We start from the raw sequence: 15471 nt of genomic DNA, 5'->3' as shown, positions 1-15471 counted from the left end.
GCGGATGACGTCATGCTCATCGATTATGCCGAGTCAAATTCGGACATTCGATCCATTTGTAAGCGCTTCGCGCTTGAAGAAATATCGCTGCGCGGCGCCGATTTCGCCGACCGGTCGCAGGAAATCGGCCTGGCCCAGGTCGTCGTGCCGGCGACATCCGATCTCGCCGGCCACACGATTGCCAATGCGGATTTCTCCACGCGGTTCAATTTGACCGTGATCGGCCTGCGCCGGGGTACCGTCGCTTACGGCCGCGAGTTTCTGCATCAGCCGCTGGCGATCGGCGACACGTTGTTGTTGATCGGGCCTTGGCGGGAGCTCGACAAGCTCCGATCGGACGGCAGCCCGTTGGTTGTTCTCAACATGGTCGTCGAGCGTGACGAGGCGCTGCCAGCGCGCGAAAAAGCCGTCTATGCTCTGGCCTGTCTCGCGCTTGTCGTCGGGTTGATGGTCAGCGGCGTCATGCCCAATGTCCAGGCAGCCCTCATCGCTTGCCTGCTGATGGGGGTACTGCGCTGCATCGACTTCAACAGCGCCTATCGTGCGATCGATTGGAAGACGATCGTGCTGATCGTCGGCATGTTGCCGTTTTCGATTGCGCTCGAGCGCACCGGCGGGGTGGAGCTGGCCGCGGACAGCTTGCGGGCGCTGACGGCCGACGCGGGCCCGCGTGTCGTGCTGGGGACACTTTTTGCCATCACGGCCCTGCTCGGAATGTTCATCTCCAACACCGCAACGGCTGTGCTGATGGCGCCGGTGGCTCTCGCGGTCGCACAGGAATTGGGCGCCTCGCCCTATCCGTTTGCGATGATCGTGGCCCTTGCGGCCTCGACCGCGTTCATGACTCCGGTGTCCTCGCCGGTGAACGCGCTCGTGGTCGCGCCTGGACACTACACCTTTAGCGACTTCGTCCGGATCGGCGTACCGTTCTCGCTGATTGTGCTGATCGTCAGCGTGCTGCTGGTGCCGTGGCTGCTGCCGCTGTGAGGGCGGCCCGCTGCGGCGCGAAAGCGAAACTCGTCGCCGCGCTTGCGGCCCCGGAACACAGAAAGGATTGTTCAATGTTGTACGTTGATATCCCCACGCGATCCGAATTCAAGGCGCTCTACGACATCAGAAGCGACGCCTGTGTGTCGATCTATTTGAGGACCACGCCACTCACGCAGGAGAGTGATGCTTCGCGGATCCAGTTGGGCAACTTCGCCCGGGAGGCGCGTGAGCGACTCGAGACGGCGGAGCTCGACAAGAAGCGGCTCCTGTCGCTGACGGAAGAGTTCGATGCCCTGGCTGATGATGAAGAGTTCTGGCGCTTTCAGGCCAACAGCCTCGCAGTCCTCGCCACCCCGGACAGTCTGAGGACATTTCGGCTTGCCAACCATCTGGCCCCGATGGTCGAAGTTGCAGACAGATTCCATCTGAAGCCGCTCATCCGGGCCATCACCTTTCCGCACTCCGCCTTCATTCTCGCGCTCTCCGAAAACGCGGTGCGGCTGGTGGAAATGCATGCTGACATGCCGGCCACCACGCTGAAGGTCGACAACATGCCGAAGGATGCAGCGAGCGCGGCCGGCAAATCCACGCTCAACGACCGCACTTCGGACGGGCGCACGGGCGGACTGGAGAGCCAGAACGTCCGTTTCCTGCAATATGCACGCAAGATCGACGCTGCGTTGCGGCCAGTCCTGAGTGGGCACGAAACGCCGTTGATCCTGGCGGCGACCGGGCGGCTCGCATCCGTGTTTCGCGCCGTGAACAGCTATCCAAACCTATTGCCGGACGATATCAAGACCAGTCCTGACCGTGTACCGGATGCCGAACTCGCACAGGCCGCGCGTGCCATTCTCGATGCCGCCTACGCGAGAGAGATCGACGAACTGAAGACGCTGTACGACCAGCGCGCGAGTAGCGGCCGCGCGACGACCGATATCTCCGATGCCGCGCGCGCGGCCACGTTTGGCGCGGTCGAAACGCTGCTGGTTGACATAGACGGCGTCATCCCGGGGACGGTCGATGCGGAGACCGGCGCCATTTCTTTCACCGATGGAGACGCCACGACTTATGGCGTCGTCGATGAGATCGCTAGCCGCGCCTTCACCAGTGGAGCGCGCGTGCTCGGTGTGCGTCGATCGGAACTGCCGGGTCAGATGGAGCTGGCCGCCATCCTGCGCTTTCCGATCTAGCCGTTAGGCGGGCATTGAACCTTCAGAGTGGATCACATGACAACACCACCGGATCCGACTGCCGACTCCGTCGAAACACACCAGCACGCTGGCCGGGCGCCCTGGCTGCCATTGATCGTCATCGTCCTCGCTCAACTTCAGATGGCCATCAACATCAGCGCCCTGCCGGTTTCGCTCGGGCCGCTCTCCAAGGATCTTGGCGCGCCGGCGACCGCCGCGGCAACTGCACTTCTCCTCTACTCGATGTTCGTTGCTGCGTTCGTCATGCCGGGCGCAAAGATCGGCAAGCTCGTGGGTGAACGCCGCGTACTGCAGGTCAGCCTCGTCGCTCATGGCGTGGCGATGGCGTTGATGGCGACCAGCACCAATGCAAGTATCATGAATTCCGCCCAGTCGATCGCGGGAGTCGCCGCAGCCGCTGCCGTGCCGACCCTGGTGGTGTTGATCGCCGCCAACTATCACGGCCGGCAGCAGGAAACGGCGCTCGGCGTGCTGGCTGGCATCCCCGCGGTCGCCAGCGCGGTTACCTTCGTCATCGCCGGATTGCTGGCTACGGTGCTGAGTTGGCGCTACTCGTATTGGCTGATCGTCTTGCTGGCGGTCATCGTCCAGATCCTGAGCTTCCGCCTGGCCCCGATCCCGCGCCAGCCCGGCACGAGGATCGACATGTTCGGGCTCGTCCTCTCGGCGGCCGCTGTCGCGCTTATCCTGCTTGGCTTCAACAGCCTTCAGGCTTGGGGGATTCTGACGGCGGAGAGCGCGGCGCCGTTTTCGCTGTTGGGTTTGTCGCCGGCGCCGATACTCATTCTTTTCGGAGTAGTGCTTGGTCAGGCGTTCTTCGCCTGGTCCAATAGGCGCGTCGCAGCCCACAAGGAACCCCTGCTCGCGATGGAGGTTTTGGACAGCAGGGAAGAAAAGGCAGCGGTCATCGCGTTTCTTGCCGCAGGGAGCCTCGGCCTCGCGGTGGGATTTCTCATCCCGCTCTATGTGCAGATTATACAGGGCCTCACGCCCCTGTTCTCTGCGGTCGCCATCCTGCCATATACCGGGGCGATCGCGGCAGCGGGTGTTCTCTCGGTGCGGCTCTATGACCGCTTCCCCCCACGCAGCCTCGGCATCGCCTCGTTTGTCCTGATCGCGGTCGGTCTGGTGGTGGTCGCCTTCACCGTCGGCAACGACTGGAGCACCGTAACGGTCATTCTCGGCCTGATCCTCGTCGGAATCGGCGAGGGCACGCTGCTGACCCTGCTTTTCAACGTGCTCGTATCGTCCTCTCCCAAGCGCCTCGCCGGCGACGTGGCTGCGTTGCGCGGCGTGGCGAACAACGTCTCGAACGCGCTGGGTGCGGCCTTCGCCAGCGTTGTGGCGGTGGCGCTGCTAAGCTTGTTTCTCGGCTCGGCCTTCAGCCAGTCCGAACTGCCGCCCGAACTCAGTAATCACATGCTTTTCGACAATGTCGACTTCGTGACCAATGACGAACTGAGGAGCGTGCTCGGCGCGACCTCCGGGACGCCGGACCAGGTGGAGACGGCGGTGGCGATCAACGCGGACGCCCGGCTCCGTGCGTTGCGGGGGGCGTTCCTGGTCGTGGCGGGTATTTCATTGTTGTCGATCTTCCCAGCCGCGAGATTGCCGAAATACGTGCCGGCCGAGTTGTCGGCAGAGGACATCATGAGCGAGGTGAGCCTGGAGCCGCAAGATTCGCAATCACTTGTCGATTTTGGGAACAACAGACGGCGCCACGGCACTGAATCCGTGGACGCTGGGACGGACGAGAACGCACCCTAGCTGTTTAGTCTGCCGAGCAGGGACCAGACGATCGCCTCGCTGACCGGAATGGGCAAAACGGGCCGAGTCGTGTCATTCTTGGGTTTCGAAGCTCTGGCAGCGTCCCCGAAGCGTGACCGGTTCCTGCCCGGCGTTCAGAAAGTCTGTCAAAACACTGTATTGCAAGGAGCGGTTCCGCGTTTCTAGGAAAAGCGGCATAGATTCAGTTGTCGCCGTTTCCATTGATCTCCCGCGCGGCGGCCTGGATCGCCGCGACGATGCCCATATAGCCGGTGCACCGGCAGATTTGGCCGCTCAGCTCGGAGCGCACCTGGTTCTCGCTGGGGACACCGTAGCGGCTGATGATGTCGACCGACATCATCAGCATTCCAGGCGTGCAGAAGCCGCATTGCAGTGCGTGCTTTTCATGGAAATGTCGGCGCACGATGTCCATCATCGCGTCGTTGCGGGTACCTTCGATCGTGCGGATCTTGCTGCCGTCGCACCTTGCTGCCAGCACGATGCAGGACCGAACCGGCGTCCCATCGAGGTGGACGGTGCAGGCGCCGCAAGCGCCGTGATCGCAGCCGACATGCGTGCCGGTCAGTTGCAGCTTCTCGCGCAGCAGATCGGAGAGGCTGTCCCGTGCATCGACGAAGACGGCTTCCTCCCTGTCGTTGACGGTCAGTTTCACCTCGACCATGATCTGGCCTCCGCAATGGCGCATGTGACGGTGTGGATGTGGCAGCGCAGCTGATAGGGCGTGGCCTCTTCATGGGCTGCGGCGACGTCGGTGGCTATAGCGCTCGACAGCGCGTCTGCGCCGATGTCTGGGTGCTGACCTAGCAATGCGGATGTCGCGGTGAGCAGTTGGGCGCAGCTCGCAGTACCGCCCAGCGCGACGCGCGCCGGCTGACTGTCGGTTCCGAGAACTGCAATCGCCAGAGAATCCGCGAAGGCTCCGCTTTTGCGGTTTACCTTGCTGACACCCCAGGCGCAGTTGCCTTGTTTCGGGATATCAATTCGTACGAGCAGTTCGCCCTGTTCCAGCGCGGTCGTATAGGCGTCGACGAGGTAGTCTTCCATGGGGAGACATCGCTCGCCCTCGCGCGAGGCAATGGCGACATTGGCACCGAGGGCCAGCAGGCATACGGGCCAGTCTGCGGATGGGTCGCAGAGGGAGAGGCTTCCGCCGATCGTCCCCATGTTTCGCACGGCCCGGTAGGCAATCTTCGAGGCGATCTTCTGCAACAGGCCGTTGAACGCGTCGAGTCCCAGCCCGTCCTCGATCGCCGCATGGGTGACGAGGGCTCCGAACGAAAGGGTGGTTTCGGTTTCGCTCAGCGTTTTCAGTTCGCGAAGACGGCTGATGTCGACGAGCGTTTCGGCCGATGCAATTCTGAGGTTCAGCATCGGCAACAGGGATTGCCCGCCGGCTATGACGGTCGCCTCGTCGCTTGCGGAAAGCACCTTGAGCGTCTCTTCCAGGCTTTCGGGCCTGGCATAATCGAACGGGGCAGGTTTCATTCGGCATTCTCGCGAGCAAGAGCATCGGCGACGGTGTCCGAGACGCGTCGCGGCGTCATGGGGGTCACGAGGAACTTGGCCTTGCAGTCCCGATGGGCGTCGTTCAACGCGTTGGCGATGGCTGCCGGCGGCGCGATTGCGCCGCCTTCGCCCATGCCCTTGACGCCGAACTCCGTGCTTTCGGCCGGCGTAACCATGTGGTGGATGCGAAAGTTCGGTATCTCCGGGGCGCACGGGATCATGTAATCCCCGTACGTGGTGGCGGTCGGCTGCCCGTTCTCGTCGTAGGGCAGTTCCTCATACAGGGCCGTCCCGATGCCCTGCGCTACGCCGCCGATGATCTGCCCGTCCACAATCATGGGATTGATGAGGGTCCCACAGTCTTCCACGATCACGTAGTCGATGATCTCGGTTACGCCGGTGACCGGGTGGGACAACAGGGTCACCGCGTGCACGCCGTAGGAGAAGACGCCGCCGGATTCGGGCGGTTCATAGGTTTCCGTGGCCTCAAGGCCGGGCGCTGTGCCGGCAGGCAGGAGCTCCGGCCGGATATTGGCTGCACGCGCGATGTCGGCGATCGGGATCTGACCCGAACTGCTTCGGACGGCCCCGTCGCGCAGCCTCACGTCCCCAGCGGGCACTTGAAGAAGCTGGGCGCCGATTGCCTTGATCTTGGTTGCGAGTGCGCGGCTCGCCTTCGCCACCGCCCCGCCGGAAAACACGATGCTGCGCGAGGCGAAGGTGCCGAACCCTTGCGGTGACAGGCCCGTGTCGCCATGGCGGACCAGGATGGCGGATGGGTCAACGCCAAGTTCCTGTGCGGCGATCTGGGATAGCGAGGTTTCTAGCCCCTGTCCGTGGCTCTGGATCCCGACCAGCAGATTTATCGTTCCGTCAGGCAGCATCCGTATCGTTGCGGATTCGAAGCCGGGCACCACGCGCGACTTTCGCTTGACCCATTCCAGCGTTCCGTGGCCGCTCTGCTCCGTATAGACGGCAAAGCCGACGCCCAGCTTGCGTCCATCGGGCTCGCCCTTGCGCTGCCGTTCGCGAAGCTTGGGAAGATCGATCATTTCAAGCGCATGTGCGAGCGCTTTTGGATAGTCGCCGTTGTCCAGCCTCAGGCCGCCAGCCGTCCGATAAGGCATCATCGTCGGCTGGACGAGGTTCCCCCGGCGGATTTCGACGGGACAGCATCCAAGTTCGTCTGCGAGTTCATCGATCATGCGCTCGATCGCAAAACAGGCGCCCGGCCGTGCAACCCCGCGATAGGGTCCGATGGGCGCCTTGTTGGTTGCGACGGTATGAGTCCTGATGTGAAGATGCTCGACGGTGTAGGAGCCCGGCAGGTTGCGGGCCGCCATGCCGGTTTCCATGAACGGGCCGGATGGCCATAGCGCAAAAGCGCCGGCATCCACGTGTACGCTGCCCTCGATACCGAGCACCCGGCCTTCCGCCGTGGAGTAGAGCGTCAGGTCATAATGATGCTCGCGCGCCTGGATGGACGCGACCAGATGCTCGTTGCGATCCTCGATCCAGCGGACAGGATGATCCACCTTCATTGCCAGTGCGGCGACGGCGATCTCTTCCGGCATCAGGCGGTTCTTGCCGCCGAAGCCGCCGCCGACATCGGGTGCCACCACCCTGATCTTGTGTTCCGGCAGGCCAAGCGCCAATGCGAGCCCGTGCCGCATCACATGCGGGCCTTGCGTCGAGGAATAGACGACGAGCTCACCGAGCCGATGGTCTTGATAAGCGACGACGCCCCGAGTTTCCAGCGGGTTCGTCGCCTGGCGGTTCATCTTCAGCTGGCGGCGGATCTTTACGGGCGCATCACGGACGGCGGCGATGTCGCCCTCCGTGATTGTCGCGTCGATGAAGGAATTGTCGGGCCAGTCTTCATGCAGCAACGGGGCTTCATCAGTCAGGGCGTCGACCGCGTCGACGACGGCCGCCAACTCGTCGATCTCGACAACGACGTCCGCGGCAAGGTCCTCGGCGCTGGCACGGTTCGTTCCGATGCACATGGCAATCGTCTGGCCGACGAACAGCACTTTTCCATCCGCAAGCGGAGGATAGGTGGCGTTCCGAAACGTCGCGATTTCCGGGCCGCCTGAAATCGGGTTGAGCGGTTGCAGGTCCTCGAGGGTGAATACGGAATTCTCGCGTCCCGTCGGCTTTTCGATCGAAACGATGCGGCCGTGCGCGGCGGGGCTGCGGACAAAGGCAATATCGCGCATGCGCGGCAGGCGGAGGTCGGCCACGAAGGTGCTCGCACCGGCAAGATGCCGCCGGTCTTCCTTGCGGAGCATGGATCTTCCGACCCATGTCCCCTTGCTTTCAGGCTCGCCAGCGTCCGCCATACTACCCCGCACTCTCTAAACCCGACCACCTTGCGATGCTTTGTGAGCGTGCAGACTAGCGTTCAGGGTTGGCGATGCAAATCATAAAAACGCTCGTATTAATCGTTTTCGATGATATGTTCCGATCGGCGTTAGGATCTTCGCACCGGCAATGCATCGTCCGCGCCAATGGAGAGCAGAATATGGGAACGCAGATTTCACTCCGGCACTTGCGCTGCTTTTCGGCCGTCGCGCGAACGGGATCCTTCACAGTGGCCGCACAGCAGTTGTTCAAGACGCAGTCCTCGCTGACGGCGACGATCAAGCAACTGGAGGATCTCGCCGGTGTCCAGCTCTTCGATCGTACGACGAGGCGTGTGGAATTGACGAAAGATGCGGTCTGGTTCCAGGAGGTGGCCGAACGCATCATCCGTGACTTCGACAACGCGGTTTCCGATCTTCAAGCCACCGCGCGCAGCGAGCATGGCAACATAAGAATATCTGTCGTGCCGTCGATGATGCCACACATTCTGGCGCCGGCACTGGAGGCGTTCCGCAAGTCCTATCCCGACGTCAAGATCTCGGTTCGGGACGAGGGGTCCGAAAAGACCGAGCGCGCCGTTCTCGAGGGCACCACAGACTTCGGGCTTTCGTCGCCGCTGAATCATTTCGCGGATCTCGACTATCGGCCGGTTCTGGCCGACCCGTTCGGCGCGGTGTTTCCGAAGGGTCATCCATTGGCGAGCCACAAGGGCGACCTGACGTGGGCAGACCTGCGCGACCATAACTACGTGGCGCTGACGAAGGACACGGGCATCGGTGCGCTTATCCGGCATTTCCCGGATCTTGAGCCAAAGCATCGTGGAACCGAGGTCGACTATGCCTCGAGCACGACGTCGCTCTATGCCCTCCTGAAGCTCGGTGACCGCATTACCGTCCTTCCGTCGCTCGCCGCCCACACCGGGCAGATGGCGGAATTCGAATTCCGCGAATTGCACGAGCCCAAGGTCGAGCGAGAGGTGTGCATCATAACCCGCCACATGCGCTCGTCGTCGCCGACGACACGCAGGGTTCTGGAAATCCTCCTGAAGACGATTCGAGAGACAAAACCGGTCCACGGCGTGCGAATACTCGACACCGCCTTCAACTGAGACAAAGCGCTGGAAAGGGCGGATGACGCCAGCATCCGGATCATCCGGCCCGATGCTCAGCTGGAGCTTACCGTTTCGTTGAATTTCCCGAAGAACTCGCCGGCAAGCTTCTTGGATGTCGATTGAATCAGGCGGCTGCCGAGTTGGGCCAGCTTGCCGCCGATGTCGACCTTGGCGGCATAGATCAGCAACGTCGTTCCCGGACCTTCTTCATGCAGGGTCACGTCCGCCCCGCCCTTGGCAAAGCCGGCCACGCCGCCCTTGCCCTCGCCCGAAATGGTGCAGGACCGCGGTGCATCGATATTGGAGAGTTCGACCTCGCCGGCGAAGCGGGCCTTGATGGGGCCGATCTTGATCGTGACGATGGCGCTGAACGCATTTTCGCTTTCGGCCACCAGCCGTTCGCAGCCGGGAATGCACCGTTCCAGAACCGCGGGGTCGTTCAAGGCCTGCCAGACTCGGTCGATCGGCGCGGAGATACGTTCTTCGCCGGACATGTCGATGGCCATGGAAGGTGTCCTTTCAGATATAGAAGGTGGAAGGGTCGGGGCTGGCGCGCGCCGGGCCTCGTCAGGCCTCTTTGGATTTGGAGCCGGCTTCGGAGGTTTGCGTTGTCTGGAAGCTGCCCCGACCACTTGCGATCAGCCGCCCTTCACCATCGAAAATCTGGGCCTCGCTGGTCCCGATCGTGCGGCCGAATTTGATGACCTTGCCACGCGCGATCAGGTTGCCCTTTTTGGCGACGCGGTGATAGTCGACCCTCAGATCGATCGTCAGGACCGGGCCGCCGATCTTGTTTATCATCGCCAGATTCGCCGCGAAATCGATCAAAGCCGCATGAATGCCACCTTGCGTCTGCCCGACAACCGGGTTTGCGACCCATTCAGGCCGCCAGGAAGCCTCGACCTCGATCGTATCCTCGCCGAGCGACAGGACCTTCAAGCCGAGCCACGATAGAAAGGCACTCCGGTCGATGATCGCCTGGACATCGCCGACGGTCTTGTTGAGGGTTTGCAGGGTCATGCGTTTTCTCCGAGCTTTTCTTCTTCCGTGAGCCGTCGCGCTTCCGCTTCCAGGGCGCGCCGGTCGATCTTGCCGACATTGGTCATGGGGAGCTTTTCGAGGAAGACCACCTTTCGCGGATATTGATAGGGTGGTGCATTGCGCAGGACGTGGTCCTGAATGTCCCGCTGGCTGACCAGGGATCCGATCCGCTTCACGACAAATGCGTAGGGAACCGTGTGTTTCAGTTCGTGCGGCGCGGGAACAACGACGGCCTGTTCGATGTCGGCGTGCCGCTCCAGCACGAGCTCGACTTCCGCGGGATAGATGTTGTGTCCGCTGGACGTGAACATGTCGTCCGACCGGCCGACGAAGTAGTACCAGCCCTGTTCGTCCCGTCGAAGGATGTCGCCGGTATTGTACCATCCGTCCGCATCGATGCGCTTGGCGGTCTCCTCGGGATTGTTGAGATAGCCGCTCATCAGGCCGGGACTGCGAACGAGCAGCGTTCCAAACGCGTTGCTGTCGCCGCCGACGAGACGGAATTCGTTTCCGGCGACGGGGTAGCCGATCGAGTGGCGGGGGCGCGCCAATCCTCCGCGGTGATTGCCGAACAGGGCGGCGCTGGTTTCCGTGATGCCGAAGATGAGGTTGATCTTGGCATTCGGGAACAGTTCGGCGACGGAATCGATCAACTGGTCCGAGGCCGGGGCACCGCCCATTGTCGCGAGGCGGACGAAGGAATAGTCGTTCCCTTCCAACAGCTCGCGTTGCTGGAGAATCATCGCGAAGATGGTCGGCACACCGGAGACGATGGTCGGCCTGTAGCGGTTGACGGCTGATACGTAGGTCTTCGCTTCGAACTTGCGCAGAAGCACCACCGTCGAACCGCCGTACAAGACGCACTTGATCGAGTTCATCGCATGCTTGTGATAGAGCGGTGCGGCGACGATCATCGTATCGGCCGGCGAAAAGTCCCGGTCTTGCGAGATGGTCTTGGCGACCCAGCTGTGGGCGCGATGCGACAGCAGGGCGCCTTTCGGGCGACCGGTCGAGCCGGAGGTGTAGGCGATGAACGCCGTCGAGTCGTATTCCGGCACGAAGGGTTCGAAAGGCCCCGGGCGCTTGAGTGCGGCGAGGCCGTCGGCACCGTTGCTGTCGACAATGACCGCAGGTGTGTCGCTGGGCAGGTTCACCGCCAATGCGCGTTCACAGAACACCAGTCGAAGGTCGGACTGTTGCACGATCCAATCGATCGTGTCCCTGGGTTGGAGAATTCCCATCATCACCGGCACGATGCCGGCCCGCATCGCGCCATAGAAGACTTCGAGGAATTCGAGCCGGTTGGAACAGTAGACGCCGATCCGGTCGCCGGAGCGCAGCCCCCTTTCGAGCAGGCCGCGCGCCACGGAATCGCAGGATGCATTGTAGGTCGGATAGTCGATGACACGCGGGTTTTCCGGATCCCAAAGGTCGATGACGGCGAGTTGGCCGCTTGTTTGAAAGTTGCGACCGATACAGCCGAGATTGGGGATGGTTTCGGTCATGGTGTGACGATCACCTTTCCGAAGATTTGGCGGTCTTCCAGCAGACGTACCCCTTCGGCCGCACGCTCGAGCGGCAGGCGGACCTCGACGACGGGCTTCAGTTTGCCGGAGGCGACATAATCAAGGCAGGCGACGATATCCTCGGGAACATAGGCCCGGCTTCCGATGATTTCGGTCTCGCGGTGCCAGAGGAAGCGGACATCGATATCGCAGAGATGCCCTGCCGTGGAGCCACAGGTCAGGATACGCCCGCCGGTCGCCATGCTTCGCTGCGTCTGGATCCACGTGTCGCCGCCGGTAAAGTTGATGGCGACGTCGACGCCGGTTTTTCCGGTGGCGGTCCAAACCGCCCGCGAAAACTCCGGCGTCTCGACATAGTTGATGATGTGGTCTGCACCCAGCGCCTTGAGCTTCTCGCCCTTCTCCTCGCTCGACGTACAGGCGTAGACCTCGCAGCCGACCATTTTTGCGAACTGCAGGCACGAAACGCCGACGCCGCCGCTTGCGCCAAGGATCAGGACCTTTTCACCGGCCTTTATATGGCCTCTCGTGAACAGCATGCGGTGGGATGTGCCATAGGCGATCGGAAGCGCTGCCGCGTCCTCGAAACTCACATTGTCCGGGATCTCGATCAACTGGCGTCCGTCGACGGCGATGTACTCGCACAGGCCGCCATTGCCGTTTTCGCCGAGCACCCCTCCCGTGGGGAAGCGGGGGAAAAGGACGACGCGCTTGCCGACCCACTCGTCCGAAACGCCGGCGCCGACAGCGCGGACGATGCCAGCGATATCACCGCCCGGAATGCGCGGCATGGTCGTCGGCATGTCAGGCATGCCGCGGATCACAAAGACATCCATATAGTTGAGGCCGCACGCCTTGATCTCCACGAGGGCCTGGCCGTCGCTCGCCTGGGGGACAGGCCACTCTTCCAGATTGAGTTGGTCGACGTCGCCATGAGCGCGAATGGCCATTGCTCTCATGGTTGTACTGTTCGCCATGATTGAAACACTCCGTTGCTGATCGAGGGGGAGAATAGGTGTGCGGTGCCGTCGCCACAAATGATTAGAAAATCGATATTAATCAGTTTTGATTATTAATGCCGGGGACGCGGACAGTTTTGTTGTGGCGCCCAGATGTGGGTTCTCTCAAAGCCGCGAACGCGATCAGGACCCTTGCCGGCGGTCCTCCTCTGTCGGTCATGATTTATCTGTAAAAGCGAATAATAAGTGCAAAATAATCATTTGCGCTTCTAGCTGCCCGCAATTAGCGTTTTCATATCGAGGCTGGCAGCGGCCAAACTGAAATTGCTGTCAGCCGGCTTGTTGAGCCGAATAACAATAAATCCGAGGTGAATTCAGTGGCATCGGACAGTTTTTCTGATGAATGGGCAAGCACGTTTGTTCGTGTCCTCAAGGACAATAATGTAGATCTCGTTACCTACATTCCGGACAACGTTCTGCGCCCGCTTATCGATGCAATCGAGGCAGACCCGTACTTTACGGTGGTCGTTCCGACCCGTGAGGAAGAGGCCGTCGCCATTGTAGCGGGCGCCTACATGGCCGGACGCCGCGGCATCACCCTGATGCAGACGAGCGGGTTTGCCACCATTCCCAACGCACTGGCGTCGTTGGCCTGTCCGTTCCAGCTGCCGGTGGTGATGGTGATTTCGGAGCGGGGCACGCTTGGCGAGTTCCAGCTCGGCCAATCCATGGTCTGCCGGACGATGCGCCCTGTCCTTCAGAGCCTCGGTATCGAAAACTTCGCCATCCAGGACAAGTCGCAGGTCGAGTTCATCGCGGGCAACATGATCCGCCAGGCGTTCGCCACCAAGACCCCCGCCGCGATCATCCTGTCGCCCCTGTTAACCAAGCGGCCGCATTGAGGAGACGGGCAAAGATGTCTGTTATCGAAAGCACCACATCCCGCCATACGGCCAAGGTCATGAACCGGAGCGCGCTAACGCGGCGCCTGGTGGCGAAGCTGAGCAACGAGGAAGCCGTCATTGGCGGCATCGGCAACAGCAATTTCGATCTCTGGGCAAGCGGACAGCGCCCCCAGAACTTCTACATGCTGGGCAGCATGGGGCTGGCAAGTTCGATCGCGCTCGGCGTTGCAATAGCGCAGCCGCAGCGCAAGGTCTTCGCGCTCGACGGCGACGGCTCGATCCTGATGCAGCTCGGTTCGCTGGGAACCGTCGCCGCGGTCAATCCCGCCAACCTCTGCATCATCCTGTGGGACAATGGCCTGTACCAGATCACCGGTTCCCAGAAGACGCTGACATCGCGGGGAGTGGATCTGGTCGCCATTGCGCGGGGCGCCGGCCTTGCCCAATCCGAGTGGGCTCAGGACGAAGAGCATTTCGAGACGCTCGTCGATGCTGCACTCAATCAGGATGGTCCCAGACTGATCAGCGTCCGTATCGACGGCGAAAAGCCTGCCGGAACCACCGACCGCGACCCGGCCAGGATCCGTATCAACTTCATGCGCGGCCTCGCAGAGTCATCAAATCCTGTCTGAACCCGGGAAGGGCACGTCATGTCTAAGCTCCTGATTGCCGGGAGATGGTGTGAAGGCGAAAGCATCGACACCCTCCGCGACAGTTTCTCCGGAACGGCGTACGGCGAGATGCATGTCGCATCGGTCGAACAGGTGGAGGAAGCCATCACCGGGGCGGTCGAGGCGGTCGCTGAATCCGCTCTTGGTCCCTACGATCGCTATTGCATTCTCATGGACGCTGCGCGGTTGCTCGGCTCCCGGCGGGAGCAGTTGATCGCCACGATGCGGAAGGAGGCCGGTTTCACGCGGGCCGATGGCGAGAACGAGGTCAATCGCTGCATTCAGACGCTCCAGTTGTCAGCCGAGGAGGCCAAGCGTCTGAATGGCGAGCTCGTGCCAATGCTGGCTGCTTCGGGGGCGCGGGATCGAATGGGGTTCACCATCCGCGCGCCGCGCGGTGTGATCTGCGCGATTACCCCGTTCAATTCGCCCTTGAATACCCTTGCTCATAAGGTCGGCCCGGCAATTGCAGCGGGAAATGCGGTCGTCATAAAGCCGTCCAGCTACACCCCTCTGTCGGCGGTAGCGCTGTGCGAGGTCCTGCTGGAGGCCGGCCTGCCGCCGCGCCTGCTTTCGCTTCTTCACGGGCCAGGCGGCCGCATCGGGCGCCAGCTGCTTTCGGACCAGCGTATCGCCTACTACGCCTTTACCGGCAGCACGCAGGTGGGTCGGGAAATCCAGCAGGCCGCTGGCCTGCGCGGCACGCAGCTCGAACTCGGCAGCATCGCGAGCACGATTGTCTGTGACGACGCCGATATCGATCTGGCGATTCCGAAGATACTGAACGCCGGTTTCAGGAAGGCAGGCCAGGTCTGCACGTCGGTCCAGCGATTGTTGGTCGACCGCCGCATTCACGACGTGTTCGTCAGGCGACTGGTTGAAGCGGTTCGCACGGTCAAGGCCGGTGATCCCGCCGATCCGGATGTGCTGGTCGGGCCAATGATCAGTCTCGCTCATGCAGAGCGCGCCGAGAGTTGGGTATCGGAAGCTGTGGCAGCGGGGGCCAAGGTGCTCGTCGGCGGAACGCGCGAGGGTGCTGTCATGGCGCCGACCGTTCTTGCCAATGTCAACCAGCGCATGAAGGTGGTTTGCGAGGAGATCTTCGCGCCTGTCCTGAGCATCATTCCTTTCGACACGGTCGAGGAGGCGGTCGAGCGGGCCAATGCAAGCCCGTACGGGCTTGCGGCCGGCTTATTCACATCCAACCTGCACCGAGCCCTTCGAATGGCCCAGTCTCTCCGTTTCGGAGGCGTGCATGTCAACGAAGCTTCGAGTGCGCGGGTGGATGTGATGCCATTCGGCGGCGTGAAGGACAGTGGTTTTGGCCGTGAAGGCCCCGCCTACGCCGTTCGGGAAATGTCCGAAGAACGATTGATAACGATTTCCTATTGAAGCCTAG

At 61.9% G+C, this 15471-nt stretch carries 14 protein-coding genes; 7 read left to right on the top strand and 7 right to left on the bottom strand.

Annotated elements, in window-relative coordinates:
- Positions 1-12 precede the first annotated feature (12 nt).
- The 3 genes from AC1DDS_RS13240 to AC1DDS_RS13230 all read left to right on the top strand — a co-directional run bounded on the left by AC1DDS_RS13240 (position 13) and on the right by AC1DDS_RS13230 (position 3968).
- Positions 13-987: an SLC13 family permease gene (locus AC1DDS_RS13240; protein WP_477479317.1), complete on the top strand. Its 975-nt coding sequence runs from the start codon at positions 13-15 to the stop codon at positions 985-987.
- Positions 988-1061: 74 nt separating this feature from the next.
- A complete protein-coding gene (locus tag AC1DDS_RS13235; protein ID WP_477479316.1) occupies positions 1062-2180 on the top strand; it encodes a baeRF11 domain-containing protein in 1119 nt (372 codons plus the stop codon).
- A gap of 36 nt (positions 2181-2216) precedes the next feature.
- Positions 2217-3968 (top strand): MFS transporter, encoded by a 1752-nt coding sequence (locus tag AC1DDS_RS13230; protein WP_477479315.1) that lies wholly within the window; start codon positions 2217-2219, stop codon positions 3966-3968.
- A gap of 202 nt (positions 3969-4170) precedes the next feature.
- On the opposite strand, the gene AC1DDS_RS13225 is transcribed toward AC1DDS_RS13230, so the two are convergent.
- Genes AC1DDS_RS13225 through AC1DDS_RS13215 form a run of 3 tightly spaced genes read right to left on the bottom strand, consistent with a single transcriptional unit; the run spans position 4171 to position 7786 of the window.
- Positions 4171-4650, bottom strand: a complete 480-nt coding sequence (locus AC1DDS_RS13225; protein ID WP_477479314.1) for a (2Fe-2S)-binding protein — start codon at positions 4648-4650, stop codon at positions 4171-4173.
- Positions 4638-5474, bottom strand: a complete 837-nt coding sequence (locus AC1DDS_RS13220) for an FAD binding domain-containing protein (RefSeq protein WP_477479313.1) — start codon at positions 5472-5474, stop codon at positions 4638-4640. Before AC1DDS_RS13220 ends, AC1DDS_RS13225 begins: the two co-directional genes overlap by 13 nt.
- A complete protein-coding gene (locus AC1DDS_RS13215; protein WP_477479312.1) occupies positions 5471-7786 on the bottom strand; it encodes a xanthine dehydrogenase family protein molybdopterin-binding subunit in 2316 nt (771 codons plus the stop codon). The genes AC1DDS_RS13220 and AC1DDS_RS13215 overlap by 4 nt, the downstream gene beginning before the upstream one ends.
- Before the next feature lie 233 nt (positions 7787-8019).
- On the opposite strand from AC1DDS_RS13215, the gene AC1DDS_RS13210 reads away from it, so the two are divergent.
- On the top strand, positions 8020-8967 hold the full coding sequence (locus AC1DDS_RS13210) for a LysR family transcriptional regulator (RefSeq protein ID WP_477479311.1): 948 nt from the start codon (positions 8020-8022) through the stop codon (positions 8965-8967).
- A 56-nt stretch (positions 8968-9023) separates the two neighbouring features.
- Here the strand turns inward: AC1DDS_RS13210 and AC1DDS_RS13205 are convergent, their stop codons facing one another.
- The 4 genes from AC1DDS_RS13205 to AC1DDS_RS13190 all read right to left on the bottom strand — a co-directional run bounded on the left by AC1DDS_RS13205 (position 9024) and on the right by AC1DDS_RS13190 (position 12514).
- Positions 9024-9476 carry a CoxG family protein gene (locus tag AC1DDS_RS13205; protein ID WP_477479310.1) on the bottom strand — a complete coding sequence of 151 codons (453 nt, stop codon included), beginning with the start codon at positions 9474-9476 and terminating at the stop codon, positions 9024-9026.
- 61 nt (positions 9477-9537) lie between these two features.
- Positions 9538-9990, bottom strand: coding sequence for a PaaI family thioesterase (locus AC1DDS_RS13200; RefSeq protein ID WP_477479309.1), 453 nt, complete (start codon positions 9988-9990; stop codon positions 9538-9540).
- Positions 9987-11516 carry a class I adenylate-forming enzyme family protein gene (locus AC1DDS_RS13195; protein ID WP_477479308.1) on the bottom strand — a complete coding sequence of 510 codons (1530 nt, stop codon included), beginning with the start codon at positions 11514-11516 and terminating at the stop codon, positions 9987-9989. Before AC1DDS_RS13195 ends, AC1DDS_RS13200 begins: the two co-directional genes overlap by 4 nt.
- Complete coding sequence (locus AC1DDS_RS13190) at positions 11513-12514, bottom strand: quinone oxidoreductase family protein (protein ID WP_477479307.1); 1002 nt, start codon at positions 12512-12514, stop codon at positions 11513-11515. Before AC1DDS_RS13190 ends, AC1DDS_RS13195 begins: the two co-directional genes overlap by 4 nt.
- A gap of 359 nt (positions 12515-12873) precedes the next feature.
- Between AC1DDS_RS13190 and AC1DDS_RS13185 the strand changes: the two genes are divergently transcribed.
- From AC1DDS_RS13185 to AC1DDS_RS13175, 3 genes are read left to right on the top strand one after another with little or no spacing between them, the layout of a single operon-like run.
- Complete coding sequence (locus AC1DDS_RS13185) at positions 12874-13398, top strand: thiamine pyrophosphate-binding protein (RefSeq protein ID WP_477479306.1); 525 nt, start codon at positions 12874-12876, stop codon at positions 13396-13398.
- A 14-nt stretch (positions 13399-13412) separates the two neighbouring features.
- The gene (locus tag AC1DDS_RS13180) at positions 13413-14033 is read left to right on the top strand and encodes a thiamine pyrophosphate-dependent enzyme (protein WP_477479305.1); all 621 of its coding nucleotides are present in this window, start codon (positions 13413-13415) and stop codon (positions 14031-14033) included.
- Between the two features lie 18 nt (positions 14034-14051).
- Entirely contained in the window at positions 14052-15464 is a 1413-nt protein-coding gene (locus AC1DDS_RS13175) for an aldehyde dehydrogenase family protein (protein ID WP_477479304.1), read from the top strand.
- Positions 15465-15471 lie beyond the last annotated feature (7 nt).

This window comes from Mycoplana sp. 10N416, assembly GCF_056394765.1.
Note: the sequence above shows the minus strand (reverse complement) of the source record. Positions and strands in the feature narration are given on the sequence as shown.

Coding starts and splice junctions, on each gene's coding strand:
- AC1DDS_RS13240 (WP_477479317.1), top strand. CDS start 13: ATGCTCATCGATTATGCCGAGTCAAATTCGGACATTCGATCCATTTGT.
- AC1DDS_RS13235 (WP_477479316.1), top strand. CDS start 1,062: ATGTTGTACGTTGATATCCCCACGCGATCCGAATTCAAGGCGCTCTAC.
- AC1DDS_RS13230 (WP_477479315.1), top strand. CDS start 2,217: ATGACAACACCACCGGATCCGACTGCCGACTCCGTCGAAACACACCAG.
- AC1DDS_RS13225 (WP_477479314.1), bottom strand. CDS start 4,650: ATGGTCGAGGTGAAACTGACCGTCAACGACAGGGAGGAAGCCGTCTTC.
- AC1DDS_RS13220 (WP_477479313.1), bottom strand. CDS start 5,474: ATGAAACCTGCCCCGTTCGATTATGCCAGGCCCGAAAGCCTGGAAGAG.
- AC1DDS_RS13215 (WP_477479312.1), bottom strand. CDS start 7,786: ATGCTCCGCAAGGAAGACCGGCGGCATCTTGCCGGTGCGAGCACCTTC.
- AC1DDS_RS13210 (WP_477479311.1), top strand. CDS start 8,020: ATGGGAACGCAGATTTCACTCCGGCACTTGCGCTGCTTTTCGGCCGTC.
- AC1DDS_RS13205 (WP_477479310.1), bottom strand. CDS start 9,476: ATGGCCATCGACATGTCCGGCGAAGAACGTATCTCCGCGCCGATCGAC.
- AC1DDS_RS13200 (WP_477479309.1), bottom strand. CDS start 9,990: ATGACCCTGCAAACCCTCAACAAGACCGTCGGCGATGTCCAGGCGATC.
- AC1DDS_RS13195 (WP_477479308.1), bottom strand. CDS start 11,516: ATGACCGAAACCATCCCCAATCTCGGCTGTATCGGTCGCAACTTTCAA.
- AC1DDS_RS13190 (WP_477479307.1), bottom strand. CDS start 12,514: ATGGCGAACAGTACAACCATGAGAGCAATGGCCATTCGCGCTCATGGC.
- AC1DDS_RS13180 (WP_477479305.1), top strand. CDS start 13,413: ATGTCTGTTATCGAAAGCACCACATCCCGCCATACGGCCAAGGTCATG.
- AC1DDS_RS13175 (WP_477479304.1), top strand. CDS start 14,052: ATGTCTAAGCTCCTGATTGCCGGGAGATGGTGTGAAGGCGAAAGCATC.